At 64.8% G+C, this 24,805-nt stretch carries 23 protein-coding genes; 14 read left to right on the top strand and 9 right to left on the bottom strand.

Features of this window, described 5'->3' with window-relative positions; all coding sequences use genetic code 11:
* Positions 1 to 142: 142 nt before the first annotated feature.
* The 3 genes from frc to CO669_RS08750 all read right to left on the bottom strand — a co-directional run bounded on the left by frc (position 143) and on the right by CO669_RS08750 (position 3,975).
* Positions 143 to 1,420, bottom strand: coding sequence for a formyl-CoA transferase (frc, locus tag CO669_RS08760; RefSeq protein WP_097659370.1), 1,278 nt, complete (start codon positions 1,418 to 1,420; stop codon positions 143 to 145).
* 65 nt (positions 1,421 to 1,485) lie between these two features.
* Positions 1,486 to 3,219, bottom strand: coding sequence for an oxalyl-CoA decarboxylase (oxc, locus tag CO669_RS08755; protein WP_097659369.1), 1,734 nt, complete (start codon positions 3,217 to 3,219; stop codon positions 1,486 to 1,488).
* A gap of 60 nt (positions 3,220 to 3,279) precedes the next feature.
* Positions 3,280 to 3,975, bottom strand: coding sequence for a GntR family transcriptional regulator (locus CO669_RS08750; protein ID WP_164936202.1), 696 nt, complete (start codon positions 3,973 to 3,975; stop codon positions 3,280 to 3,282).
* A gap of 351 nt (positions 3,976 to 4,326) precedes the next feature.
* Here CO669_RS08750 and CO669_RS08745 point away from each other — a divergent pair, with 351 nt between their 5' ends.
* From CO669_RS08745 to CO669_RS08695, 11 genes are all read left to right on the top strand, one after another.
* A complete protein-coding gene (locus CO669_RS08745; RefSeq protein WP_097659368.1) occupies positions 4,327 to 6,456 on the top strand; it encodes an acetate--CoA ligase family protein in 2,130 nt (709 codons plus the stop codon).
* Positions 6,457 to 6,568: 112 nt separating this feature from the next.
* Positions 6,569 to 7,411: an IclR family transcriptional regulator gene (locus CO669_RS08740; RefSeq protein ID WP_198963903.1), complete on the top strand. Its 843-nt coding sequence runs from the start codon at positions 6,569 to 6,571 to the stop codon at positions 7,409 to 7,411.
* 104 nt (positions 7,412 to 7,515) lie between these two features.
* Positions 7,516 to 8,484: a Bug family tripartite tricarboxylate transporter substrate binding protein gene (locus CO669_RS08735; RefSeq protein WP_097659366.1), complete on the top strand. Its 969-nt coding sequence runs from the start codon at positions 7,516 to 7,518 to the stop codon at positions 8,482 to 8,484.
* The gene (locus CO669_RS08730) at positions 8,481 to 8,966 is read left to right on the top strand and encodes a tripartite tricarboxylate transporter TctB family protein (RefSeq protein ID WP_097659365.1); all 486 of its coding nucleotides are present in this window, start codon (positions 8,481 to 8,483) and stop codon (positions 8,964 to 8,966) included. The genes CO669_RS08735 and CO669_RS08730 overlap by 4 nt, the downstream gene beginning before the upstream one ends.
* Positions 8,966 to 10,465, top strand: a complete 1,500-nt coding sequence (locus CO669_RS08725; protein WP_097659364.1) for a tripartite tricarboxylate transporter permease — start codon at positions 8,966 to 8,968, stop codon at positions 10,463 to 10,465. The genes CO669_RS08730 and CO669_RS08725 overlap by 1 nt, the downstream gene beginning before the upstream one ends.
* A 55-nt stretch (positions 10,466 to 10,520) precedes the next feature.
* Complete coding sequence (locus CO669_RS08720) at positions 10,521 to 11,321, top strand: NYN domain-containing protein (protein ID WP_097659363.1); 801 nt, start codon at positions 10,521 to 10,523, stop codon at positions 11,319 to 11,321.
* Positions 11,322 to 11,405: 84 nt separating this feature from the next.
* Complete coding sequence (locus CO669_RS08715) at positions 11,406 to 13,208, top strand: adenine deaminase (protein ID WP_097659362.1); 1,803 nt, start codon at positions 11,406 to 11,408, stop codon at positions 13,206 to 13,208.
* A gap of 151 nt (positions 13,209 to 13,359) precedes the next feature.
* Positions 13,360 to 15,150: a glyoxylate carboligase gene (gene gcl / locus CO669_RS08710; protein ID WP_097659361.1), complete on the top strand. Its 1,791-nt coding sequence runs from the start codon at positions 13,360 to 13,362 to the stop codon at positions 15,148 to 15,150.
* Positions 15,151 to 15,162: 12 nt separating this feature from the next.
* Positions 15,163 to 15,948 (top strand): hydroxypyruvate isomerase, encoded by a 786-nt coding sequence (hyi, locus tag CO669_RS08705; RefSeq protein ID WP_097659360.1) that lies wholly within the window; start codon positions 15,163 to 15,165, stop codon positions 15,946 to 15,948.
* A 12-nt stretch (positions 15,949 to 15,960) separates the two neighbouring features.
* Positions 15,961 to 16,848 carry a 2-hydroxy-3-oxopropionate reductase gene (locus tag CO669_RS08700; RefSeq protein ID WP_097659359.1) on the top strand — a complete coding sequence of 296 codons (888 nt, stop codon included), beginning with the start codon at positions 15,961 to 15,963 and terminating at the stop codon, positions 16,846 to 16,848.
* A gap of 114 nt (positions 16,849 to 16,962) precedes the next feature.
* The gene (locus CO669_RS08695; RefSeq protein ID WP_097659411.1) at positions 16,963 to 17,346 is read left to right on the top strand and encodes a DUF1236 domain-containing protein; all 384 of its coding nucleotides are present in this window, start codon (positions 16,963 to 16,965) and stop codon (positions 17,344 to 17,346) included.
* A gap of 43 nt (positions 17,347 to 17,389) precedes the next feature.
* Here the strand turns inward: CO669_RS08695 and CO669_RS08690 are convergent, their stop codons facing one another.
* The 3 genes from CO669_RS08690 to CO669_RS08680 all read right to left on the bottom strand — a co-directional run bounded on the left by CO669_RS08690 (position 17,390) and on the right by CO669_RS08680 (position 19,030).
* On the bottom strand, positions 17,390 to 17,767 hold the full coding sequence (locus tag CO669_RS08690) for a VanZ family protein (protein WP_097659358.1): 378 nt from the start codon (positions 17,765 to 17,767) through the stop codon (positions 17,390 to 17,392).
* A gap of 77 nt (positions 17,768 to 17,844) precedes the next feature.
* Positions 17,845 to 18,453: a thiamine pyrophosphate-dependent enzyme gene (locus tag CO669_RS08685; RefSeq protein WP_097659357.1), complete on the bottom strand. Its 609-nt coding sequence runs from the start codon at positions 18,451 to 18,453 to the stop codon at positions 17,845 to 17,847.
* Positions 18,454 to 18,463: 10 nt separating this feature from the next.
* Positions 18,464 to 19,030, bottom strand: coding sequence for a thiamine pyrophosphate-binding protein (locus tag CO669_RS08680; RefSeq protein WP_097659356.1), 567 nt, complete (start codon positions 19,028 to 19,030; stop codon positions 18,464 to 18,466).
* 246 nt (positions 19,031 to 19,276) lie between these two features.
* Between CO669_RS08680 and CO669_RS08675 the strand changes: the two genes are divergently transcribed.
* The 3 genes from CO669_RS08675 to CO669_RS35925 all read left to right on the top strand — a co-directional run bounded on the left by CO669_RS08675 (position 19,277) and on the right by CO669_RS35925 (position 21,221).
* Positions 19,277 to 20,326, top strand: coding sequence for a hydroxyacid dehydrogenase (locus CO669_RS08675; protein ID WP_097659355.1), 1,050 nt, complete (start codon positions 19,277 to 19,279; stop codon positions 20,324 to 20,326).
* Between the two features lie 114 nt (positions 20,327 to 20,440).
* Positions 20,441 to 20,890 (top strand): flagellar basal body rod protein FlgC, encoded by a 450-nt coding sequence (locus CO669_RS08670; protein ID WP_097659354.1) that lies wholly within the window; start codon positions 20,441 to 20,443, stop codon positions 20,888 to 20,890.
* Between the two features lie 118 nt (positions 20,891 to 21,008).
* Positions 21,009 to 21,221, top strand: coding sequence for a hypothetical protein (locus tag CO669_RS35925; protein ID WP_174718872.1), 213 nt, complete (start codon positions 21,009 to 21,011; stop codon positions 21,219 to 21,221).
* Positions 21,222 to 21,224: 3 nt separating this feature from the next.
* Here CO669_RS35925 and CO669_RS08660 read toward each other — a convergent pair whose 3' ends face one another.
* The 3 genes from CO669_RS08660 to CO669_RS08650 all read right to left on the bottom strand — a co-directional run bounded on the left by CO669_RS08660 (position 21,225) and on the right by CO669_RS08650 (position 24,725).
* The gene (locus tag CO669_RS08660; protein WP_198963902.1) at positions 21,225 to 21,800 is read right to left on the bottom strand and encodes a GNAT family N-acetyltransferase; all 576 of its coding nucleotides are present in this window, start codon (positions 21,798 to 21,800) and stop codon (positions 21,225 to 21,227) included.
* Positions 21,801 to 21,806: 6 nt separating this feature from the next.
* Positions 21,807 to 24,164: an Orn/Lys/Arg family decarboxylase gene (locus CO669_RS08655; protein WP_097659352.1), complete on the bottom strand. Its 2,358-nt coding sequence runs from the start codon at positions 24,162 to 24,164 to the stop codon at positions 21,807 to 21,809.
* 81 nt (positions 24,165 to 24,245) lie between these two features.
* Positions 24,246 to 24,725, bottom strand: coding sequence for an Lrp/AsnC family transcriptional regulator (locus CO669_RS08650; RefSeq protein ID WP_198963901.1), 480 nt, complete (start codon positions 24,723 to 24,725; stop codon positions 24,246 to 24,248).
* Positions 24,726 to 24,805: the final 80 nt, after the last annotated feature.

The following is a 24,805-nucleotide window of genomic DNA, read 5'->3' as shown; positions in this document are numbered from 1 at the left end:
GAAACTTCCTCGCAGCCGTTCTGCTCGCCGCCACCCGTCTATGGGCTAGGTTTGAGTCCACTACCTAGATCGAAGTAGATCTTCCTTCAAACAAAAAGGCCGCCGAAACCGGCGGCCCTTCGTCGTTCACTGACAGGTCCGATTACTCCGCGGCCTGCTTCTGCGGCGGGTCGAGTGCGCCGGATTTGTGAATCTCGGCGACCTGATGATCGCTGAAGCCGAGCACCGAGCGCAGGATCTCGTCGGTATGCTCGCCGAGCAGCGGGGAGCGCTCGACGTCGCTCGGTGAGTCCGACAGCTTGATCGGGTTGCCGACCGAGATGTACTTGCCGCGGGTGGGGTGGTCGACCTCGACCACGGTGCCGGTCGCGCGCAGCGACTGGTCCTCGGCGATCTCCTTCATCGACAGGATCGGGCCGCAGGGGATGTCGTCCTTGTTGAGGATCTCCATCGCCTCGAATTTTGTCTTCGTCATCGTCCACTGTTCGATGCGAGCAAAAATCTCGTTGAGGCGCGGCAGGCGGGCCGCCGGCTTGGCGTAGTTCGGGTCGGTCTTCCAGGTGGGCTCGCCGATCACGTCGCAGATCTTCTCCCAGACCGGAGCCTGGGTGATGAAGTAGATGTAGGCGTTGGGGTCGGTCTCGTAACCCTTGCACTTCAGGATGCGGCCGGGCTGGCCACCGCCGGAATCGTTGCCGGCGCGCGGCACGGCATCGCCGAACGGAATGCCTTCGCCGAACTGGCTGTATTCCTTGAGCGGACCGTGGGCGAGGCGCTGCTGGTCACGCAGCTTGACGCGGGCGAGGTTGAGCACGCCGTCCTGCATCGCGGCGGTGACGCGCTGGCCCTTGCCCGAATGCGTGCGCTGATAGAGCGCGGTGACGATGCCGAGCGCCAGATGCAGGCCGGTGCCGCTATCGCCGATCTGCGCGCCGGTGACGAGCGGCAGGCCGTCGCGGAAGCCGGTGGTGGAGGCGGCGCCGCCGGTGCACTGCGCGACGTTCTCATAGACCTTGCAGTCTTCGTACGGTCCGGGGCCGAAGCCCTTGATCGAGGCGACGATCATCTTCGGGTTGATCGCCTGGATCTTCTCCCAGGGGAAGCCCATGCGGTCGAGCACGCCGGGGCCGAAATTCTCCACCAGCACGTCGCACTTCTTGATCAGCTCGGTGAGGACTTCCTTGCCCTTGGGATTCTTGGTGTCGAGCGTGATCGAACGCTTGTTGTGGTTGAGCATGGTGAAATACAGGCTGTCCACGTTCGGGATGTCCTGCAGCTGGCCGCGGGTGATGTCACCCACGCCCGGACGTTCCACCTTGATCACGTCGGCGCCGAACCAGGCCAGCAGCTGCGTGCAGGTCGGTCCGGACTGAACGTGGGTGAAGTCGAGAATGCGAACGCCCGTGAGCGCTTTGGTCATGCTGTTGCTCCGTACTCTGTGTCTGCCCCTGCGCCCGGCAGGGAGTAAAGGGTTGAGGGGTGGACTTACTTCTTCTTCTGCAGAACGCTCTGCGGATTGAGGTTGCCGATGCGGCCGCTCTCCGAGCCCGCGGCCGGATCGATCACCGCATTGATGAGCGTCGGCTTGCCGGACTTCATGGCTTCGTTGACGGCGCGCTTGAGCTCGTCGGGCGAGGTGGCATTCACGCCGACGCCGCCGAACGCTTCCATCATCTTGTCGTAGCGCGCGCCCTTGACGAACACGGTCGTCGCGGGATCGTCGTTGGCGCCATTGACGTCGGTGCCGCGATAGATGCCGTCATTGTTGAAGATGACGACGCAGATCGGAAGGTTGTAGCGGCAGATGGTCTCGACCTCCATGCCGGAGAAGCCGAACGCCGAGTCGCCTTCAACCGCGAGCACGGGGTGACCGGTCTCGAGCGCAGCGGCGATCGCCTGGCCCATGCCGATGCCCATCACGCCCCAGGTGCCGACGTCGAGACGCTTGCGGGGCTTGTACATGTCGATGACGCCGCGGGCGAGGTCGAGCGTGTTGGCGCCTTCGTTGACGAGGATCGCCTCCGGGTGCTCCTTGATGACGTTCTTCAGAACGCCGAGCGCGCCGTGATAGTCCATCGGCGATTTGTTGTTCATGAGCTTCGGCGCCATCTTGGCGACGTTCTCGTCGCGCTTGGTGGTGATCGCCTTGGTCCATTCCGCCGGCGGGGCGGTCCAGCCCGTAGCGATGGCCTGGTTGAAGGCCGAAACGACCGAGCCGATGTCGCCGACGACGGGTGCGACGATCTCGACATTGGAGTCCATCTCACGCGGCTCGATGTCGACCTGGATGAACTTCTTCGGGGTTTCGCCCCAGCTCTTGCCCTTGCCGTGCGAGAGCAGCCAGTTCAGGCGTGCGCCGATCAGCATGACGACGTCGGAGTCCTTCAGCACCGTCGAGCGAGCCGCGCCGGCACACTGCGGATGGGTGTCGGGAAGGAGGCCCTTGGCCATGCTCATCGGCAGGAACGGCACGCCGCTCTTCTCGACGAAGCTCTTGATCTCTTCATCGGCCTGCGCGTAGGCCGCGCCCTTGCCGAGGATGATGAGCGGACGCTTCGCCGCCTTGAGCACGTCGAGCGCGCGCTTCACCGAAGCGGGCGAGGGGATCTGCGCAGGCGCCGCGTCGATCACCTTGACCAGCGACTTCCGGCCGGCGTCGGCGTTCATCACCTGGCCGAACAGCTTTGCCGGCAGGTCGAGATAGACGCCGCCCGGACGGCCCGAGACCGCAGCGCGGATGGCGCGGGCGAACGCGATGCCGATGTCCTGGGCGTGCAGCACGCGATAGGCCGCCTTGCACAGGGGCTTTGCAATCGCGAGCTGGTCCATCTCCTCGTAGTCGCCCTGCTGGAGGTCGACGATCTCGCGCTCGGAGGAGCCCGAGACCAGGATCATCGGGTAGCAGTTGGTGGTGGCGTGCGCGAGCGCAGTGAGACCGTTGAGGAAGCCGGGCGCGGAGACCGTGAGGCAGACGCCGGGCTTCTTGGTGAGATAGCCGGCGATGCCTGCGGCGTAACCGGCGTTCTGCTCGTGGCGGAAGGAGATCACGCGGATGCCGGCGGCCTGCGCCATGCGGCCCAAATCCGTGATCGGGATGCCCGGCACATTATAGATGGTGTTGATGCCGTTCAGCTTGAGCGCGTCGATGACGAGATGGAAGCCATCCGTCAGCTCCTGCTCGGTGCCCGGTGCCTCGGACTTGGTCGCGGTGTTCAGCATGGGCCTTGTCTCCCTGGTCTCAATACTGGGGCGAGTTTTTCGCCCTTCTGGTGAACGTTGCTAAGTGAAGAGTTCCTGACCGTGCGCTTCGACGTAAGCGGCAAGGCCGAGGGTGTGGTCGCGGGCGCGCTTCTCGGCGAGCTCGGTGTCGCGGGCCTCCAGTGCTTCGATCATGCCGAGATGCTCGGGCAGGGAGGTCGCGGTGCGGTCCTTGCGTCCGATCGTCAGCTGGCGATAGCCGCGCACGTGGAGCAGGAGGTCGTTGGTGAGGTCGACCAGGACAGGGGATTCCGACAGCGAGATCAGCGCCTGGTGGAAGGCGATGTTGGCCTTGGAATATTCCTCGACGTGATCCTCGGGCAGGCGGTCCTTGCCGAAATCCTTGAAGAAGTCGCGCAGCGCCGTGATGTCCTTCTTGCGTGCGGTCGTGGTGATGAGGCGCGCGGCCATGCTTTCCAGCGCCGCCCAGGCGCGGATCATGTCGACGATCTCGCTCTTGGTCCGGCGCACCACCATGATGCCGCGGCGCGGAACCGTCTTCACGAAGCCATCTTGTTCCAGCATCGCGATGGCTTCGCGGATCGGGGTGCGGCTGACGCCGAGGCGTTCGGACAACGCGCGCTCGTCGAGCATCACCGGCTCGGGCGTCGAGTAGATGTCCATCTTGAGGATGGCTTCCTTCAAGGCGTCATACGCCTTGTTCTTGAAGCTGCTCTCCGGGGCAATGCGAACGATTGCGATGTCTGCCTCGGCCATGTTCGGCAACGCCTTGGTTGGTTTCCGTAGTGACACGACGAATCTCCTCCAGTGGGAGTCGTCTTTTACAGGAATATTAACGGGAAAGTTTTTGGCATACCACATGCCAGAATGTCAAGGCGGCTATTTTTTGCGGCGTTCTAAGCAACGCTGCAGCTTGACAAGTTGGCTTCTGGCATACCAAATGCCATCGCCAGCCATTTTTGATCCAAGGCGGCGGAGTAATCTTCGGCTTTATGCCGCTCCGGCCCGCGACATGGAACAGAGCGCGGCGAATGGCAAGCATCACGGGCAGCCGCAAAACACGCGCGCGCTTTGAAAAGAACGAACTGAGGTCAAGGGAGAAGCCACATGTCCAATTCCAAAGATGCCGTCCGCAAGGTGCTTGACCAGGTCAAGGCGGACAACCGCACCAGCCTGACGGCCCCGGAAGGCAAGCTGGTCTGCGACGCCTACGGCATTCCGGTGCCGAAGGAAGGCGTGGCCAAGTCGGCGGGCGAGGCCGGCAAGATGGCCTCCTCGATGGGCTTCCCTGTCGTCATGAAGATCGTCTCGCCGGATATCCTCCACAAGACCGAAGCTGGCGGCGTCATCGTCGGCCTCAAGAATGCTGAGGACGCCGAGAAGGCGTACGAGACCATTCTGTCCAATGCCAGGAAGTACAAGGCTGACGCCAAGATCGAGGGCGTCCAGGTGCAGCAGATGCTGGCCGGCGGCACCGAGGTCATCGTCGGTTCGATCACCGACGGCTCGTTCGGCAAGCTGGTCGCCTTCGGCCTCGGCGGCGTGCTGGTCGAGGTGCTCAAGGACATCACTTTCCGCCTCGCGCCCGCGACCAAGGAAGACGCGCTCTCGATGCTCGACGGCATCCAGGCACATGAGATTTTGAAGGGCGTTCGCGGCGGCGAGGCGGTGAACCGTACTGCTCTGGCCGACGTCATCGTCAAGGTGTCGCAGCTCGTCACCGATTTCCCTGAGATCGTCGAGCTCGACCTTAACCCGGTGTTTGCGACGGCGAAGGGCGCCACCGCCGCCGACGTCCGCATCGTCGTCGACTTTGCCTATGTGCCGAAGCCCAAGCCGCGCCCGACCGAAGAGATCGTCGCGGCCATGAACCGTATCATGCAGCCGAAGGCGGTCGCCGTGGTCGGCGCCTCCGCCGAGGACGGCAAGATCGGCAACTCCGTGATGAAGAACCTCATCAACGGCGGCTACAAGGGCGACATCTACCCGATCCATCCCAAGGCCGCCGAGATCCTGGGCTACAAGGCCTACAAGAGCGTCAAGGACGTGCCCGGCGTGATCGACACGGCCGTGTTCGCGATCCCCGCCAAGTTCGTCGCCGCTGCACTCACCGAGTGCGGCGAGAAGAAGATCCCGGGCGCGGTGCTGATTCCGTCGGGCTTTGCGGAAGCCGGTGCGCCGGAGCTTCAGGCCGAGATCGTCGAAGTCGGCAAGAAGTACGACATCCGCTTGATGGGGCCGAACATCTACGGCTTCTATTATACGCCCGCCAATCTCTGCGCGACCTTCTGCACCGCTTACGACGTCAAGGGCCACGCGGCGCTGTCGTCGCAGTCGGGCGGCATCGGCATGGCCATCATCGGCTTCTCGCGCTCGGCCAAGATGGGCGTGTCCGCCATCGTCGGCCTCGGCAACAAGTCCGACATCGACGAGGACGATCTGCTCGCCTTCTTCGAGCAGGACCCGAACACCAACCTGATCGCGCAGCACTGCGAAGACCTCAAGGACGGCCGCGCCTTTGCGGAAGCCGCCAAGCGCGTCTCCAAGAAGAAGCCGGTCGTCGTGCTCAAGGCCGGCCGCACCTCGGCCGGCGCCAAGGCGGCGTCCTCGCACACCGGCGCGCTCGCCGGCAACGACAAGATCTACGAGGACGTGCTGGCGCAGTCGGGCGTGATCCGCGCCCGCAGCCTGCGGCAGCTGCTCGAATTCGCCCGCGGCGTGCCGGTGCTGCCGACGCCGAAGGGCGAGAACGTGCTGATCATCACCGGTGCCGGCGGCTCGGGCGTGCTGCTGTCGGATAGCTGCGTCGACAACGGCCTGTCGCTGATGTCGATGCCGCCGGATCTCGATGCGGCCTTCCGCAAGTTCATCCCGCCGTTCGGCGCGGCCGGAAATCCTGTGGATATCACCGGTGGCGAGCCGCCGATCACCTACGTCAACACGGTGAAGCTCGGCCTCTCGGACGAGCGCATCCATTCGCTGATCCTCGGCTACTGGCACACCATCGTCACGCCGCCGATGGTGTTCGCCCGCAACATGGTCGAGGTGAAGAAGGAGATGGAGGCCAAGGGCTTCGTGAAGCCGATCGTCGCCTCGCTCGCCGGCGACGTCGAGGTCGAGGAAGCCGCCGAATATCTCTACCAGAACGGCATCCCGGCCTACGCCTATTCGACCGAGCTGCCGGTCGAGGTGCTGGGCGCGAAGTACAAGTGGGCGCGCGGGGCAGGGCTGCTCTAAGCTGTCAACAGAAAACGTCGCCCCGGTGACGGCCGGGGCGACGTTTCCCACGATGCGGGAAAGTTTCACGGCACGAGCGTCAATCGTCTGACTGGCTGATATGCAGGTCGCGATGAGGAAAAACGTGATGCGCCGCAGGACCGTCGAGCCGAAATCCACGGCCGACCATGAGCCTGAGACACGCGACGGCGGCGTGCAGTCGGTTGACCGCGCGCTGTCGATCCTGGAGACGCTGGCCGAGGACGACGAGGGCTACCGCCTCAGCGACCTTGCCGTGCGCACCGGCCTGTCGGTCTCCACCGTGCACCGCCTGCTCGCAACGCTCGAAAGCCGCCGCTTCGTTCAGTTCGACCGCGCCGAATCCAAATGGCACGTCGGCTCGCGCGCCTTCACGGTGGGCGCGAGCTTTGCGCGGCGGCGCAATTTCTCCACGCAGGCGATTCCGTACCTGCGCAAGCTGCGCGATCTCACCCGCGAGACCGCCAACCTCGCCGTGGTCGACGACGAGTTCATCATTGTGCTGACCCGGATGGAGAGCCGCGAGATCATGCGCTCGCTGACCCAGGTCGGCGGCCGCGTCGCCATGGTGACGTCAGGCGTTGGCAAGGCGGTGCTCGCGACCTATTCCGACGAGGACGTCGGCGCCGTCATCCGCCATCACGGCATGCCCCGCCTGACCGAGAAATCGATCGTGCGGCCGAGCGACCTGTTCAAGGAACTCGAAAAGATCCGCAAGCAGGGCTTTGCGCTCGACGACGAGGAAGCCTGCATGGGCCTGCGCTGTATTGCGGCGGTGGTCTACAACGACTGCGCCGAGCCGCTCGCGGCGATTTCCGTCTCCGGCATGACCAGCCGGTTGACCGATCAGAGGTTGCCGGAAATCGGGCAAATCGTCCGGGATGTTGCCGCCGAACTGACGGCTGCCCTCGGCGGGGTGATCCCGACGCCCCGCTGACCCGAAACCCCTGGGGGTGGCTGGACAGCATCGGCCGTTTTGGTTGATATGCGACCAAACGACACAATGCGGCAAACGTCCGCATGAGCCTGGAGAGCGTCCTTATGTTCCATTTTTCCGCGCGCCTTGTCGGCGCAGCCGTCGCGCTGACCCTTGCGGCAGCGACGCCATCCCTGGCCCAGCAGCTCGAGCTCAAGGTGATGGCGCCGGCGGCTCCCGGCGGCGGCTGGGACCAGACCGCGCGCTCGATGCAGCAGGCGCTGGTGGCCTCCGGTGTCGCGCGCAGCGTGCAGGTCACCAACGTTCCCGGCGCGGGCGGCAGTGTCGGCATCGCGCAATTCGTCAACGGTGCCAAGGGCGACGGCAACCAGCTGATGGTCAACGGCTTCGTCATGGTGGGCGCGCTCGCCATGAACAAGTCGCCGGTCACGCTGGAACAGGTGACGCCGATTGCACGCCTCACCGAGGAAATCCAGGTGATCGTGGTGCCCGCGAATTCGCCGATCAAGACCGCGCAGGATCTGGCCGCTGCGGTCAAGGCCGATATCGCCAAGGTGACCTTCGCCGGCGGCTCGGCTGGCGGCGTCGATCATGTGATGGCGGCATTGTTCGCCGGCGCCGTCGGCGCCGATGCCAAGAAGATCAACTACATCCCGTTCTCCGGCGGCGGCGAGTCGCTCGCCGCGATCCTCGGCGGCAAGGTCACCGCCGGCATCTCGGGCCTCAGCGAATATGAAGGGCAGATCAAGTCCGGCAAGCTGCGCGCGATCGGCGTGACCTCCGAGAAGCGTATCCCGGGCAGCGACATCCCGACGTTCAAGGAACAGGGGATCGATCTCGTCATCGCCAACTGGCGATCGGTGGTGGCGCCTCCCGGCATCACCCCGGAGCAGAAGAAGACGCTGAGCGAGGCGATCGAGAAGATGGTGAAGTCGGACGCCTGGAAGGAGATCCTCAAGCAGAAGGGCTGGGAGGACGCCTATCTCGGCGGCGACGCCTTCGCCGACTTCCTGAAGAAGGAAACCGTGCGGGTCACCGACGTGTTGAAATCGGTCGGCCTCGTCAAGTCATGACCTCCGGCGATCCGGCTCAGCCGCCGCGGCGCGTCGACCGCGCCGGCATCGTCATCGCTGCATTGCTTGCAGGCCTTGCCGCGGTGCTGGTCTTCGACGCGCGCGGCCTGTCATCCACCACGATGTACGGCATGGGGCCGGAGGCGATGCCGATCGTGGTCGCCAGCGGCCTCGCGCTGCTCGCGATCGGCAATTTCATCGATGCGCTGCGGGGCAATCTGCCGGAGCGTGAGAGCACCGATCCGGTTCCGGTGTTCCTGATCCTTGTTGGTCTTGGGCTGCTGATCGCCATCATCGGCTTTGGCGGCGGCTTCATCCTGGCGACATCGGCGCTGTTCGTGACGACGTCGGCGGCTTTCGGACGCCGCGCCATACTGGTGGATTCCATCATCGCCCTCGTGATGTCGATCCTGATCTATCTCGCGTTCGACCGGTTGTTGACGCTGAGCCTTCCGACCGGCCCGCTGGAGCGACTGCTGTGATGGACACTTTTGCGGCGCTGGCGCACGGCATGGCCGTCGCCATTCAGCCGATGAACCTGCTCTATGCGCTGATCGGCGTGTTCCTCGGCACGGCCGTCGGCGTGCTGCCGGGCATCGGCCCGGCGCTCACCGTCGCGCTGCTGCTGCCCGTCACCTACAAGCTCGATCCCGGCGGCTCGCTGATCATGTTCGCCGGCATCTATTACGGCGGCATGTATGGTGGCTCGACCACGGCGATCCTGATCAACACGCCCGGCGAGAGCGCCTCGATGGCGACCGCGCTGGAAGGCAACAAGATGGCCAAGGCCGGTCGCGGCGGTCCCGCGCTTGCGACCTCCGCGATCGGCTCCTTCGTCGCCGGCACCATCGCCACCATCGGGCTCGCCTTCCTCGCGCCGTGGCTGGTCGATTTCGCGGTGCGCTTCGGCCCCGAGGACTATTTCGCGCTGATGTGCGTCGCCTTCGTCACGGTGTCGGCGACCTTCGGCGATTCTCCGATCCGCGGCCTGACCAGCCTGTTCATCGGCCTGACGCTCGGCCTTGTCGGCATCGACAAGCTGACGGGGCAGGCGCGGCTCGCGTTCGGTGTCCCCGAGCTGCTCGACGGCGTCGAGGTGACGACGCTGGCGGTTGGCCTGTTCGCGGTCGGCGAGGCGCTCTATGTGGCATCGCGCCGCCACCACACCGAGGAAAAGCTCGAGCCGGTGCGCGGCTCGCTGTGGATGACGAAGGAAGACTGGAAGCGGTCGTGGAAGCCGTGGCTGCGCGGCACCATGTTCGGCTTCCCGATCGGCGCGCTGCCGGCCGGCGGCGCGGAGATCCCGACCTTCCTGTCCTATTCGACCGAGAAACGGCTCACCAAATATCCGGACGAGTTCGGCAAGGGCGCGATCGAGGGCGTGGCGGGCCCGGAAGCCGCCAACAACGCGTCCGCCGCCGGCACGCTGGTGCCGCTGCTGACGCTGGGGCTGCCGACCTCGGCCACGGCCGCGATGATGCTGGCGGGCTTCCAGCAATACGGCCTCAACCCGGGCCCGCTGCTGTTCGCCGAACGGCCCGACCTGGTCTGGGGCCTGATCGCCAGCCTGTTCATCGCCAACGTGATGCTGCTGGTACTCAATTTGCCGCTGGTCGGCCTGTGGGTGCGTCTGCTCGCCATCCCGCAGCCCTGGCTCTATGCCGGCATCCTCGTGTTCGCGACCATGGGCACCATCGCGGCAAAGCCGTCGGTGGTCGAATTGTCGATGCTGTCAGGCTTCGGCGTGCTCGGGTTCCTGATGCGCCGGTTCGATTTTCCGATTGCGCCCGTCGTCGTGGGCCTGATCCTCGGCCCGATCGCGGAGAGCCAGTTGCGCCGCGCGCTCGCGATCAGCCTTGGCGATCCCATGACGCTGCTGCAGAGCCCGATCTCGGCGACGCTGCTCGGCGTCGCGCTGATCGCGCTGCTGGCACCCTTCGTGCTAAAGGGCCTCGGGCGATTCAAGGCGAACGAGGATTAACCGTTCTGCCGCGGGCGTCTTCTAAATGCTGCCTCCAGCTTGTTGAGGAAACGCCATGCCGTCGGAACTCCGCTCGCCCCGTCTCGCCGTCCTGATCGATGCCGACAACGCCTCCGCCAAGATCGCCGATGGGCTGTTCGAGGAGATTGCCAAGATCGGCGAGGCCAGCGTCCGCCGCATCTACGGCGACTTCTCCAATGCCAGATCCAAGGGCTGGGCCGACATCCTGTCGAAACACGCCATCATCCCGCAGCAGCAGTTCGCCTATACGACCGGGAAGAATGCGTCCGACATCACGCTGGTCATCGACGCCATGGACCTGCTCCACAGCGGCCGGTTCGATGGTTTCTGCCTGGTGTCATCCGACAGCGACTTCACCCGTCTGGCCGCCCGCATCCGCGAGCAGGGCGTCGATGTCTTCGGCTTCGGCGAGCAGAAGACCCCGGAAAGCTTCCGCCAGGCCTGCCGGAGATTCGTCTACACGGAGAACCTGCTTGCCAGCACGGCGACCACCCAGGACGCCTCCTCGAGGTCTGCGCCGCTGCAGCCGCCCGAAGCGGCCACGCCGATCATCAAGAAGGTCATCACCCAGATGGAGAGCGAGGACGGTTGGGTCGCGCTCCGTGAACTCGGGCAACGGCTCGCCAACTTGGCATCCGATTTCGATCCAAGAACGTTTGGTTTTCGCAAGCTGAGCGACCTCGTGCGAAAGACGAATTCGTTCGAGATCGATGAGACAAACGGTCGGTCGGTGAGGATCAGGGTCAAGGCCGCTGCAGCGCCGGCACCGACAGCACAGAAGTCGCGCAGACGTCCAAGGTCGAGGGCGGCAGCCGGTTCGGCGCCCAAGGCGTAAGCAGGGTGCGCCGCTACATTTGAGTTTGCCCGGTTTGACGCAGGGCGTAACTACCGTTCGGCCGTAACGCCAAGCGAGGTTCCCATGACCAAGCTCACTCGTTTCTCCGTCGCGCCGTTGCACAGCATGACACGTCGCCTCGCCGACGTCGCCTCGGCCCGCGTCGCGCCCGATCTCGTCATCACGGGCGCGCGGGTGCTCTCAACCTATTCGGAGCGCATCCATCCGGGACGGGAAGTCTGGATCACCGGCGGCCGCATCTCGGCGGTGAAGCCTGCCGGAGCCGCGAGGAAGATTTGGAGCGGCGTGCCGCTCTATGACGCGGCCGGCGGCATCATCGCGCCGGGCCTGGTCGATCCGCATATCCACATCGAATCCTCGATGGTGACGGCCTGCGCCTATGCCGAGGCTGCGCTGCTGAACGGCACCACCACGATTTTCTGCGACAGCCACGAGATCGGCAACGTCATGGATGTTGCCGGCGTCGAGGCGATGCTGGAGGACGCGCGCGAGGCGCCGCTGTCGATCTTCCTGACGGTGCCGAGCACGGTGCCCGCGACCTCGGCGGAGCTGGAGACCGCGGGCGGGGATCTCACGCCCGACAAGATCGCCGGCCTGTTCGACCGCTGGCCCGAAGCGGTGGCGCTCGGCGAGAAGATGGACTTCGTTCCGGTGACGATGGGCGACGAGCGCAGCCACGCCATCCTCGCCGCCGCCCTGAAACGCGGACGTCCCGTGTCCGGACACGTCTATGGCCGCGAATTCGTCGCGGCCTATGCGGCGTCAGGCGTCACCGACACCCATGAGGCGATCGACCGCGACATCGCCGACGATCTGCTCGACGCCGGCGTCTGGGTTTTCCTGCGCGGCGGCCCGCCGACCACGCCCTGGCACTCGCTGCCGCAGGCGATCCGCACCATCACCGAGCTCGGCGCCTCGCACAAGCGAACGGCGGTATGCACCGACGACCGCGATGCCGACGATCTCCTGATGTTCGGTCTCGACTGGGTGGTGCGCGAAGCCGTGAAGGCGGGGATGTCGCCGGAGCAGGCCTGGTCGATGGGCTCGCTCCATGGCGCGACGCGCTTCGGCATGGATGGCGACATCGGTGGCCTCGGCGGCGGCCGTCGTGCCGATCTCGTGCTGATGGACGATCAGCTCAAGCCGCAATGCACCTGGTATGGCGGCGAGCTCGTGGTCGAGCACGGCAAGATCACTGACAGCCTCGATCAGGCGCTGTCGCGGCGCTACCAATATCCGAAGGCGGCTTATGCGACGGTGAAGCTGCCGGACAAGGTCAAGCTGACGCCGGAGCTTCCGGCGAAGGCGTGTACCGTCAACGCGATCAAGACCGCGCTGCCCGGCATCACGCTGATCCATGAGAAGGTCAAGATCGAGCCCGCAAAGGACTGGCCGTCGCTGTTCGCCCGCTACGGCCTCTGCTTCGTCACGGTGGTCGAGCGTCACGGCAAGTCGGCCGGCAACGTCGCTTACGGTCTGCTGAAGGATTTCGGCCTGAAGCGCGGCGCGGTGGCCTCCAGCGTCGGGCACGACAGCCACAACATCATCGTCGCCGGAACCAATGAGGGCGACATGCAGGTCGCGATTGCCGCGATCAGGGAACAGCAGGGCGGCGTCTGCGTGGTCGCTGACGGCAAGGTGAGGGCGCTGGTGCCGCTGCCGATCGCGGGCCTGCTCTCCGACAAGCGCGTCACCGAGGTGGCCGAAGAGGTCAAGGCGCTGAAGAAGGAATGGGCCGAGGCCGGCTGCACCATCCCCTACATGGGCTTCAATTTGATTCCCCTATCGGTCATTCCGGAAATTCGCATCACCGACAAGGGCCTGGTGCTGGTGCCGCAGATGGCGCTGGCGCCGCTGTTCGAGTGAACTGCTTTCACGGATATCTCGATCTAACCGATTGAGACCGCCGCGATTTTTCTGCGGCTGCCGCATCGTGGAAAATAAAATCGATCTCGTTGAGATCGCATCTCTCGCGCCTGATGATCTCGCTCGCTGACGTAAACAAGCGAGGTCCGATATGGCGAAGGTGCGAGCTATCGATGCAGCCGTGCGCATCCTGGAGAAGGAAGGCATCTCGACCGCCTTCGGCGTTCCCGGGGCTGCGATCAATCCGCTTTATTCGGCGCTGAAGAAGCGCGGCTCGATCCGCCACATCCTGGCGCGGCATGTCGAGGGCGCCTCGCACATGGCCGAGGGCTATACGCGCGCCAAGGCCGGCAATATCGGCGTCTGCATCGGAACCTCGGGGCCGGCGGGGACCGACATGATCACGGGGCTCTATTCGGCGATCGCCGATTCCATCCCGATCCTCTGCATCACCGGGCAGGCGCCGCGGGCGCGGCTCTACAAGGAGGACTTCCAGGCCGTCGACATCGAGTCGATCGCAAAGCCGGTGACCAAATGGGCGGTGACGGTGCGCGAGCCGGCGCTGGTGCCGCGCGTGTTCAGCCAGGCGTTTCATGTGATGCGCTCGGGGCGGCCGGGGCCGGTGCTGATCGACATGCCGCTCGACGTGCAACTCGCCGAGATCGAGTTCGACGACGAGACCTACGAGCCGCTGCCGGTCTACAAGCCCGCGGCGACCCGCAAGCAGGTCGAGAAGGCGCTGGAGATGCTCAACGCCGCCGAGCGGCCGCTGATCGTCGCCGGTGGCGGCATCATCAATGCCGATGCCTCGGACCTGCTGGTCGAATTCGCCGAGATCACCAACGTGCCTGTCGTGCCGACGTTGATGGGGTGGGGCGCTATCCCCGACGATCACGTGCTGATGGCCGGCATGGTCGGCCTGCAGACCAGCCATCGTTATGGCAACGCCACGATGCTCGAATCCGATTTCGTGCTCGGCATCGGCAACCGCTGGGCCAACCGGCACACCGGCTCGGTCGAGACATACACCAAGGGCCGCAAATTCGTTCACGTCGACATCGAGCCGACCCAGATCGGGCGCGTGTTCAATCCTGATCTCGGCATCGTCTCCGACGCCAAGGCTGCGCTCGAACTGTTCGTCACCGTCGCCAGGGAGTGGCGGCGGTCAGGCAGGCTCCGCGAGCGCCAGGCGTGGCCCGCGGCCTGCCGCGACCGCAAGACGACGATGCTGCGCAAGAGCCATTTCGACAACGTCCCGATCAAGCCGCAGCGCGTCTATGAAGAGATGAACAAGGCGTTCGGCCGCGACACCACCTATGTCACGGTGATCGGCCTGTCGCAGATTGCGGGTGCGCAATTCCTCGGCGTCTACAAGCCGCGCAACTGGATCAATGCCGGGCAGGCCGGGCCGCTCGGCTGGACGCTGCCCGCGGCGCTCGGTGTGCGTGCGGCGTGTCCAGAGCGCGAGATCGTCGCGCTCTCCGGCGACTACGACTTCCAGTTCCTGATCGAGGAACTCGCGGTCGGCGCGCAGTTCAATCTGCCCTACATCCACGTCGTCGTGAACAATTCCTATCTCGGCCTGATCCGCCAGGCCCAGCGCGGCTTCGACATGGATTACCATGTCCAGCTCTCCTTCGAGAACATCAACTCCCCGGAGATCGGTGCCTACGGCGTCGACCATGTCGCGGTGGCAGAAGGCCTTGGCTGCAAGGCGATCCGCGTCACCGACCCGAAGGACACGCAGGCGGCGTTCGCGACCGCCCGCGAGCTGTTGGCGAAGCACCGCGTGCCTGTCGTCGTCGAGTTCATCCTCGAACGCGTCACCAACATCGCGATGGGCACCGAGATCGACAACATTGTCGAGTTCGAGGAGGTGCTGGACCTGCCACTCGACGAGGTCGGAACCAAGCAGCCCGGCGTGCTGCAGCCGGCGGAATAGGGAAGAAGCACCATGCCGAAATTCGCCGCCAACCTCACCATGCTCTTCAACGAGATGCCGTTCCTCGACCGCTTCACTGCTGCGAAGGCGGCTGGCTTCTCGGGGGTCGAATATCTGTTTCCCTATGATTTCGACAAGGCGCAGCTGCGCGAGCAGCTCGAGGCCCACGGGCTGACACAGGTGCTGCATAATCTCCCCGCAGGCAATTGGGCCGGCGGCGAGCGCGGCATCGCGATCCTGCCCGACCGCACCGCCGAATTCCGCGACGGCGTGTTCCGCGCCATCGACTATGCCAAGGCACTCGATTGCGAGCAGCTCAACTGCCTCGTCGGCATCGCGCCCGTCGATGCCGATCCGCGTGAGCTTCAGGAAACGCTGGTGGGAAACCTGCGCTTTGCGGCTTCGACGCTGGCGCGGGAGAACATCAAGCTGCTGGTCGAGCCGATCAACACGCTCGACATTCCCGGCTTCTTCCTCAACGGCACCGAGCAGGCAATTCAGCTCATCTCCGAAGTGCGCTCGAGCAATCTTTTTGTCCAGTACGACATCTACCACATGCAGATCATGGAGGGCGACCTCGCCCGCACCATGCAGGAATATCTGCCTGAGATCGCCCACATCCAGCTCGCCGACAATCCCGGCCGGCATGAGCCCGGCACCGGCGAGATCAACTATCCCTTCCTGTTCCGCCATCTCGACGCGATCGGTTATCGCGGCTGGATCGGTTGTGAGTACAAGCCGCGCACCACGACGCTGGAAGGTCTCTCCTGGCATGCGGCACAGACGTTCGAGACGTGAGGATAACCTGACATGATCGACATCGGCTTCATCGGACTTGGCACCATGGGACGGCCGATGGCCGGCCATCTTCTGGCCGCGGGCCATCGCGTGCTCCTGCACGACGTCGCGCCTGTTGCACCCGAGCTGATCGCGGCGGGCGGCATTGCCTGCAAATCGGCCAAGGAGGTCGCGGAGGAGGCGGACGCCGTCATCATCATGGTGCCGGATACGCCGCATGTGGAAGCGGTGCTGTTCGGCAAGGACGGCGTTGCCGGCGGCATCTCCAAGGGCAAGATCGTCGTCGACATGAGCTCGATCTCGCCGCTGGCGACGAAGGAGTTCGCCAGGAAGATCGAGGCGCTGGGCGCGGACTATCTCGATGCGCCGGTGTCGGGCGGAGAGGTCGGCGCAAAGGCTGCGAGCCTCACCATCATGGTCGGCGGCCCGGAGCGGGCCTTCGGCACCATGAAACCGGTCTTCGACAGGATGGGCAAGAACGTCACCCATGTCGGCGCCAATGGTGACGGTCAGACCACGAAAGTCGCCAACCAGATCATCGTCGCACTGACCATCGAGGCAGTGAGCGAGGCCTTGCTGTTCGCATCCAAGGCCGGTGCTGATCCTGCGCTGGTGCGCAAGGCGTTGATGGGCGGCTTTGCCTCCTCACGCATCCTCGAGGTGCATGGCGAACGCATGGTGAAGCGCAATTTTGATCCGGGTTTCCGCATCGAGCTGCACCAGAAGGATCTCAATCTCGCACTCGAAGGCGCGCGTGCGCTCGGCCTGTCGCTGCCGAGCACGGCGGTGGCGCAGCAATTGTTCTCGTCGTGCACCGCGCATGGCGGCAAGGGTTGGGATCACTCGGCAATGGTGCGAGCGCTGGAACTGATGGCGGGTCACGAGATCGCCGCCGGCTGAACTGTTACGCGGTAACAGTCTCCTGATTTGCTACATCCTTTGGCACGCCGGAACTGGAACAATGATCCGGCCCCGCGGTTGAAGGCGCAGGACAATCACTGGAGACAAAACAACATGAAAACCCGTCTTGCGATTTCGTTGGCTGCCGCGGCGCTGCTGGCGTCGAGTGCAGCCTTTGCCCAGTCGACGACCGAACAGGGCGCCCGGGACGGCGCACGAGCGGGCGGCGACATCGGTGGCCCGATCGGCGCGATGGTCGGCGGCACCGTCGGCGCGGCCGTCGGCGCCGGCCTCGAAATTCCGAATGCGGTTCTTGGCGGCATTCCTCGCAGCGATTCCGTCGTGGTCGAGGAGCGTGTCGTCGTCGGCGAGCCGCTGCCGCCGACCGTGGTGCTGCGCCCTGTGCCGAATTACACCGAGTATCGCTATGCGGTCGTGAATGATCGCCGCGTGATCGTGGAGCCGCGGACCCGCCGCGTCGTCAAGATCATCGACTGATCGGCTGCGTTCTAGCTGTCGGGATGATGGGCCCTGCGGAGTGTCACTCCGCGGGGCCTTCGCTCGTGACGGCGGGGCCAGCGCGAAAGCGCGAGAACAGCCAATCGGCGCCGGCCGCGAGCGCAAAGCCGGTGCAGGCGGTGAGCGCGTCGACCAGGAAATCCTCCAGCCGGGCGTGGCGACCCGGTGCCCAAAATTGCATCAGCTCGAGCGCGCCGATCAGGACCACGGCGGCCGCCGCGACCAGCACGCGCCGGCGCCGATAGGCAAGGCCGAAGGCCAGGCCCACCAGGATGAATGCGAGTGCATGCTCGCCGTCCTGGCCGAGGTCGGAATGAGGCCGCAGGCCGGGGGGACCGAGGGTGGCGAAAGTCACGGCGGCCGCAAGCAGCCAGGCAATGGATCGAACCAAAATGGACATCCGTTGCGCTTAGCACGGATCGGCGGGGGGCCGGTACCGTCCTTGCATCAGATCGCCGTGTAGTTAATGACGAAACGTTAAAGTGGCTCGCGTACGCCGAGCCCGTGCATGAAGCGCTCCCGGATCTGGACGGGATCCCGCCGCGTGGCGCCGACGCCGGGCTTGTCGTCGATGCGGACGGCGATCAAATGGGGCTCGGTGGCGGCCATGGCCGCGTCGATCAGCCGTTCGAAATCCTCCTCGTCCGCGGCCCAGGCGCTGTTGGCAAGGCCAGAGCCGGTGGCGATGGCAACGATGTCGGCGACGCTGGCCGCGGGCGTCGGCTGTGCCCCGGTAATCTGGTAGATGCCGTTGTCCATCACGATCATGATCAGGTTCTTCGGCTTCAATGTCGCAATGGTCGAGAGCGCGCCGAGCTGCATCAGCAGCGAGCCGTCGCCTTCGAGCGCGAAGACGCGGCGGTCGGGCTGCGCCAGCGCCACGCCGAGCGCGATCGGGAAGGCGAGACCCATGCTGCCCAGCATGTAGAAATTCTGCGGACGGTGGCCGGCGGCCCAGAGGTCGAAATTGGTGTTGCCGATGCCGCCGATCACGGCTTCCTCGTGCTTGAGCCTGGCGATCAGGCGCGAGGTCACGTCGAAGCGGTTCATCACCTTGGTGTTGCGATTGTCCATTTTCGAGCTCATTTGGCGCGCCTCACTTGTCGAACGTCTTGCCGCCGGTGAGCAGCGGATTGAGGATCAGGGCCACGGGCGCCTGGGTCGTGACAGCCTGCTTGATCGAGCGGTCGGCGATGAATTCGAGCTCGTCGAGCCGGGTGATGGTGTGGTGCTCGAGCGCCAGCGAGTCCAGCACCGGGCGCATGGTGCGGCAGACCAGCGACTGGCCGTAGTTGAACTCGCCGAGCGTGCCGCGCTCGGAGACGAACATGATCAGCGGGATCTGGTAGGGCACCGCAAGCGAGGCCAGCACGTTGGCCAGCGTGGCAAAGCCCGAGGTCTGCATCAGCACCGCGCCGCGCCGGCCGCCCATCCAGGCGCCCGAGACGATGCCGACTGCCTCTTCCTCGCGGGCGGTGGCGAAGGTGGTGAAGAAGGGATCGGCGTGCAGGCTCTTGATCAACGGGGTCAGCACGCGGTCGGGCACGTAGGGAACGAGGCTGATCTCGTTCCGTTTCAGGGTTTGCAGGACGATGCCGTGCCAGCTCCCGTCACTGGATCCTTGTGCCGCCTGGGGCGAAGTCTGCTGTTGCGCAATCGCCATTGCGTTCTCCCTTGCGCCGCGCATGCTTCTTCTTCGGCCGTCGCGGCTGTCGGCCGAACTTGACGGAGCGGGCGGGATTGTCAACATGTCCGGGCCGGCACCGTGATCTGCGCCAAAGGGGCTGCCGTGGCCGGCACCGCTATGTCATAAGCGGCAATAATCAATGAGAGAACGGGAGGGACGCATGGACGGGGCGCGGTATGCGCTGGCCTTGCGGGTCTCCTCGAGAGAGCCGGAAGGGTCCTGATGTCCGTCAATAGCAAGCGCGTCTTCTACGTCAAATACCTGGCCAATCCGATCTATGTCGACATCCTGAAGGCGCGGCCTGACGTTCGGCTCGATCGCATCGAGAACGAGAGCCCCGAAGATGTCTACGCGCCGATCCTGAGCGCGGCGCATGTCTACCAGATCGGCGCGGCCCGCGACGAGCTTGCTCCGCATTTCCATGTCGATGCCGCCCTGCTGAAGCGGACGCCGAACCTGCTGCTGGTCTCCAGCAACGGCGCGGGCTTCGACCCCGTCGATGTCGAGGCCTGCACCAATGCGGGGGTACTGGTCGTCAACCAGTCCGGCGGCAACGCCCATTCGGTGGCCGAGCATGCGCTGGCGATGATGCTGACGCTGTCCAAGCGCATCATCCAGTCCGATCGCCGCCTGCGCCGGGAAGCCAACGTCAACCGCAACGACCTCGTCGGCAACGAGGTCGAGCACAAGACCGTCGGCATCATCGGTCTCGGCAATGTCGGCCGCCGCATTGCCGCCCTGTGCAAGGGGCTGCTCGGCATGAAGGTGCTGGCCTATGACCCCTATCTGTCCGCCGAGGTGATGGCCGAGCGGGGCGGCGAGAAGGTCGAGCTCGACGAGCTGTTGCGCCGCGCCGATTTCGTTTCGATCTCCTGTCCGCTCGACAAGGGCAGCCGCAACATGATCAGCACGCGCGAGTTTGCGCTGATGCAGCCGCATGCCTACTTCATCACCACGGCGCGCGGCTTCATCCACGACGAGGATGCACTGCTCCAAGCGCTGCGCGACAAGCGCATCGCCGGCGCCGGCCTCGACGTCTGGTCCAAGGAGCCGCCGCCACCGGAGCATCCGCTGCTCCAGTTCGACAATGTGCTGGCGAGCCCGCACACCGCGGGCGTGACCGTCGAAGCACGCCAGAACATGGGCCGCATCGCGGCCGAGCAGGTGCTGGACACGCTCGACGGCAAGCGCCCGCCGCGCATCATCAATCCCGAGGTCTGGCCGGCTTACGCGGCCCGTTTCAAGCAGGCCTTCGGGGTGATGCCGGGGTAGCGGCGCAGAGGTCAGCGCGCTCCGATCGTTGGTTACCGCGACGGAAAGGCAAAGCGCCGCATCTTATCGATCGGGGCAATGAACGCGTATCACTTGTCCTGTAATCGAAAGTCCATGAGCATATTCTCGATTGCGACATCCGGACTTTCTGCGGCGAGTTTGCGTGTGAACGTTGCCGCGAGCAACATCGCCAACGTTCAGACGACCGGCCCGCTGCCGGCGTCGGCCGGATCGAGCTCATCGGCCGTGACAGCGGGTTCGGGCATCGCTCCGACGTTTCCCGCGGCTTACGTGCCGTTGCGCGTCGATCAGGTCTCCCAATCGAGCGGCTCGACGCCCGGCGGCACGATCGCGACCGTATCGACGGTTTCGCCGAGCTATACCGCACAATCCGATCCAGGCGCTCCCTTCGCAAACCAGGATGGTCTGGTCGCAGCGCCGAATGTCGATATCGCCAACGAGTTCGCTCAACTGGCGGCCGCAAAGTACAGCTTCATTGCCAATGCGAAGGTCATTCAGGCCTATTCCGAGACGGAAAAGTCGCTGCTCGACATAACCGCATAAGCTCGGACTGCTGCCTGAATGGGCAGCGGGAACCTCGCTGTCCTTGATCCGCGTCAAAATCTCCATCCCCCAAGAGCCTAAATGGGATTAGAGTGCTGCCGGGGCAGCAGGAGGTCCCATGTCCACTTATGTCGTCAGGTTCATGAAGGACGTGCTCGGGGAGTACGGCCGGCAGAGCGAGGTCTGTCAGGGCACGCTCGAGATCGACGCCGCCGACGAGGACGAGGCCAGGGAGCGGGCGAAGGCGCGGTTTTGCAAGGACCAGGCGTTGTGTCACTGGTCGCTGCATGCCGATCGCATCCACGTCAGACCGGCTGACTTTCCCTCGTAGGGCCTACCGGCCGGGTGTCGTTGCCGGCGGCGGCGCGGTGACGCCCGCGCCGAGCGAGCGCTGCACCATGACGGTGTCGGACCAGCGGCCGTGGCGATAGGCGACGCCGCAGAGCAGCCCAGTGCGCGCAAAGCCGAACTTCTCGTGCAGCGCCAGCGAGGGCGCGTTGTCCGCATCGATATAGCCGATCATCTGGCGGAAGCCGGCCGCCGCGCAGGCGTCGATCAATTCCTGCAGCAGCAGCCGCCCAACCCCGCGGCCGAGATGGGCGTGATGGACGTAGATCGAGTGCTTGGCCGTGTAGCGATAGGCTGGTCGCTTGCGGAACAGCACGGCGTAGGCATAGCCGACCACCTCGCCGCGAAAGGTGGCGACCAGATGCGGCAGGCGGGTCTGCCTCAGGTTCTTGCGCCGGTCGCGCAAATCGTCCGGCTCGGGTGCGCCGGTTCCCTCGACATCGCGCGACACCCCATTGCGGACGTGATGGCGGTAGATCGCCAGCATCGCTTCGACGTCGCTCTCGCGTGACGGCCTGACCAGGACGGGTTCGTCACCCGCGCGCACGGCTGTTTCGCTCATCGGCACCTACTCGGCAACGACGTAAGTATAGAGTCCAATGCGACCGCTCGCATCGACCTCCTTGTAGACGCCCTGGATCTCGACGTCGAAGCCGGGAAACGTGTTGAAGCAGGTCTCGAACATCTTGAGGTAATCGATCATCGGTTTGGCCCGCTCGGTCAGGCGCTCGCCGGGCACGATGGTGGCGATGCCGGGCGGATAGACCACGAAAGGCGTGGTGGCGATGCGTCCCGTGATCGCCTCGATCGGCAGATAGTCGACGTCGTTGCGGAACAGATAGCGCGCGGCATCGCGGGGCGACATCGCGATCTCGGGCATGTGCTCAGGCATGAATTGCTTCGCCTGGAGCATGCTGACATTGGCGCCGCGGAAGAAGCGATGCATGTCGCCGCAGAGGTCGCGTAGCCGCACACCAGCATAGCGCGCCTGCCGCCGCTGGTGGAATTCCGGGATCGCGTCCGCCAGCAGCGCATTGTCGTCATGCAGCCTCTTGAATGCGACGAGGCCGGAGATCAGCGTGCCGGCCTTGCTCGCCTCGACACCGGGCGTCAGCAGGAACAGCAGGGAATTGAGGTCGTTCTTCTCGGGGACGATGCGGTTCTCGCGCAAATATTGGGCGACAACGGGTGCGGGGATGCCGTGCTCGGCATAGGCGCCGGTCGCACGGTCGAACCCGGGGGTGAGCAGCGTCAGCTTGTTCGGATCGGTCATGGCAAAGCCTTCCGCGAGATCGGGAAAGCCGTGCCAGTTGGTATCCGGAGAGAGTTGCCACAGCGCGGGATTGGTGGCGAGCTCGTCGGTTGAGAGCGTCTCCCAGGCGACGTTGTGCACGGCGCCCGGGCGGCTGACGTCGGGGATGGCGACCCGGTCGGGAACGAAGGGTTCGAAGAACCAGCGACGATCGGGATTCTGCTCCTTCTCCTCGAACTCCCGTCGCATCGCGCGGATCTTCTTGCGCAGCTCGATGCCGAGGCGGATCGTGTCGTCCCACAGCACTTCGCCGGAGCGGCCCTTCATCATCTGCGCGCCGACGTCGAGAGAGGCGAACAATGGATAGAATGGGGACGTGGAAGCGTGCTGCATGAAGCTTTCGTTGAAGCGGCGGTGTTCGACGCGTCGTTTCTGGCCACGGATGTGGCGGTCCTTGATGTGGATCTGTGAGGCCTGCGAAAAGCTCGCAAGCTGCTTGTGGGTCGATTGCGTCGCGATGATGCCCGGTGCTTCCGGGGAGAGATTGGCAAGGCCCATGGCAAAGCGGCCGGCGTAGAGCGGGTGGAATTTCATGAAGCCGGCCCAGGCCTCGTCGAACAGGATATATTCGCAGAGATGGCCGATGCGCTTGATGATCATCTCGGCGCTGTGGATCGAGCCGTCATAGGTGCATTGCTCGACCACGGCGACGCGGAATGGCCGTTCCTTGCGCCAGGCGTCCTTGTCTGTGACGAGCGGATGGTTGCGGATTGCCTCGCGCAGGGCCTTTTCGTCGAGGACGTCCCAGCGCATCGGGCCGATCAGGCCCCAGGCGTTGCGGACTGTCGGGACGTAGACCGGAATGCCGCCATTGATCATCAGCGCGCCATGATGGGCGGCCTTGTGGTTGTTGCGGTCGAACAGCACGAGATCGCCGTCGGTGACGAGGGCGCCGAGCGCGACCTTGTTCGAGGTCGAGGTGCCGTTGAGCACGAAATAGGTCTTCTCCGCGCCGAAGATCGCCGCGGCTTCCTTCTGCGCCTTCAGGGCCGGGCCTTCATGGGTGAGGAGGTCGCCGAGGTCCAGCACGGAATTGTCGAGATCGTCGCGGAACACGGATTCGCCGAGATGCTCGACGAAGACCCGGCCGATCGGGCTGCGGTTGTAGAACACGCCGCCATTGTGGCCCGGACAGGTCCAGAGCTGGTTGCCTTCCTCGGCATAGTCGACCAGCGCCCCGAAGAACGGTGTCTTCAGCGTCTCGGCGTATTGCTTGAGCCGGCTGATCAGATTCTTGGCGATGAAGGTCGGCGTCTCCTCGGACAGGAAGACATAGCCGTCGATGAAATCGAGCACCTCGACCGGCAGGTCCTCAAACCGCTTGCGCCGGATCAGGAGGATGATCGGGAAGTCGAGGCCGCGGCGGCGCATCAGATTGATCAGCGCCGAGGTCTTGCCTTCGAGGCCCTTTTTGCCCCAGTCCACCACCATGCAGCCGATCGCGGCATCGGTCTGCACCGCCATCTCGGCGTCCTCCAGCTTGCGGGCCCGGACCACCTCGAAGCCGGAGCGCTGGATCTCCTCGATGATCTGGTTGAAGCGGACGCCTTCGAGATCGTCGGCGTCGAACATGGGTGCGGCGAACAGAAAGTTGAAGCGCTTGAAATAGTCCATGGCCTGTCCCGAATGTGCAAGATGCACAGCTCTCGGCACATTCGATGACAGTTCGATGACAGCGGCGCCGGATGAGCCCGGCTAGCGCTTCGCCTCGCCGAACACCACAATCGGTACCGCGCGGTTGACGATCTCGCGCAGGGCGAAGCTCGATTGCACGCGCGCGACGCGCGGCAGGCGGGACAGCTCGGTGCGGTGGATGCGCTCGAAATCCTGGATGTCGCGGGCGAGCACGATGAGGATGTAGTCGTCAGTCCCCGACATCAGGAAGCAGCGTACGACGGAAGGGCATTTCACCACCTCCGCTTCGAAGGCCTTCAGCGCCTCGTCACTCTGGCTTTCCAGCGCGATGCGCACCAGCACGGTGGTGGTGAGGCCGAACCGGGTGAGGTCGAGCGCAGCCTGGTAGGCCTCGATGTAGCCGTCGTCCTCGAGCGCCTTCTGCCGCCGCGCCAGCGCCGTGCTGGATAGCCCGACCTTGTTGGCAAGCTCGGTGTGACTGGCACGCGCATTGGTCGTGAGTTCCGCGAGGATCGCGAGGTCTTTCCGGTCGAGGGCCAAGGTTTCGTTTCCAGCGTGAAAGGGCGGCTCGGCGCCGGAAACCGGCGCGGGCCTGCCGAAACTAGCGGATATTTGCACGA

Source organism: Bradyrhizobium sp. Y36 (assembly GCF_002531575.1).
Lineage (GTDB): Bacteria > Pseudomonadota > Alphaproteobacteria > Rhizobiales > Xanthobacteraceae > Bradyrhizobium.
This window is presented reverse-complemented; position numbering and strand designations above follow the sequence as displayed.

Bases quoted from the DNA above. Each gene is read 5' to 3' on its own strand.
- frc (WP_097659370.1), bottom strand. From the start codon at position 1,420: ATGACCAAAGCGCTCACGGGCGTTCGCATTCTCGACTTCACCCACGTT.
- oxc (WP_097659369.1), bottom strand. From the start codon at position 3,219: ATGCTGAACACCGCGACCAAGTCCGAGGCACCGGGCACCGAGCAGGAG.
- CO669_RS08750 (WP_164936202.1), bottom strand. From the start codon at position 3,975: ATGGCCGAGGCAGACATCGCAATCGTTCGCATTGCCCCGGAGAGCAGC.
- CO669_RS08745 (WP_097659368.1), top strand. From the start codon at position 4,327: ATGTCCAATTCCAAAGATGCCGTCCGCAAGGTGCTTGACCAGGTCAAG.
- CO669_RS08740 (WP_198963903.1), top strand. From the start codon at position 6,569: ATGAGGAAAAACGTGATGCGCCGCAGGACCGTCGAGCCGAAATCCACG.
- CO669_RS08735 (WP_097659366.1), top strand. From the start codon at position 7,516: ATGTTCCATTTTTCCGCGCGCCTTGTCGGCGCAGCCGTCGCGCTGACC.
- CO669_RS08730 (WP_097659365.1), top strand. From the start codon at position 8,481: ATGACCTCCGGCGATCCGGCTCAGCCGCCGCGGCGCGTCGACCGCGCC.
- CO669_RS08725 (WP_097659364.1), top strand. From the start codon at position 8,966: ATGGACACTTTTGCGGCGCTGGCGCACGGCATGGCCGTCGCCATTCAG.
- CO669_RS08720 (WP_097659363.1), top strand. From the start codon at position 10,521: ATGCCGTCGGAACTCCGCTCGCCCCGTCTCGCCGTCCTGATCGATGCC.
- CO669_RS08715 (WP_097659362.1), top strand. From the start codon at position 11,406: ATGACCAAGCTCACTCGTTTCTCCGTCGCGCCGTTGCACAGCATGACA.
- gcl (WP_097659361.1), top strand. From the start codon at position 13,360: ATGGCGAAGGTGCGAGCTATCGATGCAGCCGTGCGCATCCTGGAGAAG.
- hyi (WP_097659360.1), top strand. From the start codon at position 15,163: ATGCCGAAATTCGCCGCCAACCTCACCATGCTCTTCAACGAGATGCCG.
- CO669_RS08700 (WP_097659359.1), top strand. From the start codon at position 15,961: ATGATCGACATCGGCTTCATCGGACTTGGCACCATGGGACGGCCGATG.
- CO669_RS08695 (WP_097659411.1), top strand. From the start codon at position 16,963: ATGAAAACCCGTCTTGCGATTTCGTTGGCTGCCGCGGCGCTGCTGGCG.
- CO669_RS08690 (WP_097659358.1), bottom strand. From the start codon at position 17,767: ATGTCCATTTTGGTTCGATCCATTGCCTGGCTGCTTGCGGCCGCCGTG.
- CO669_RS08685 (WP_097659357.1), bottom strand. From the start codon at position 18,453: ATGAGCTCGAAAATGGACAATCGCAACACCAAGGTGATGAACCGCTTC.
- CO669_RS08680 (WP_097659356.1), bottom strand. From the start codon at position 19,030: ATGGCGATTGCGCAACAGCAGACTTCGCCCCAGGCGGCACAAGGATCC.
- CO669_RS08675 (WP_097659355.1), top strand. From the start codon at position 19,277: ATGTCCGTCAATAGCAAGCGCGTCTTCTACGTCAAATACCTGGCCAAT.
- CO669_RS08670 (WP_097659354.1), top strand. From the start codon at position 20,441: ATGAGCATATTCTCGATTGCGACATCCGGACTTTCTGCGGCGAGTTTG.
- CO669_RS35925 (WP_174718872.1), top strand. From the start codon at position 21,009: ATGTCCACTTATGTCGTCAGGTTCATGAAGGACGTGCTCGGGGAGTAC.
- CO669_RS08660 (WP_198963902.1), bottom strand. From the start codon at position 21,800: ATGAGCGAAACAGCCGTGCGCGCGGGTGACGAACCCGTCCTGGTCAGG.
- CO669_RS08655 (WP_097659352.1), bottom strand. From the start codon at position 24,164: ATGGACTATTTCAAGCGCTTCAACTTTCTGTTCGCCGCACCCATGTTC.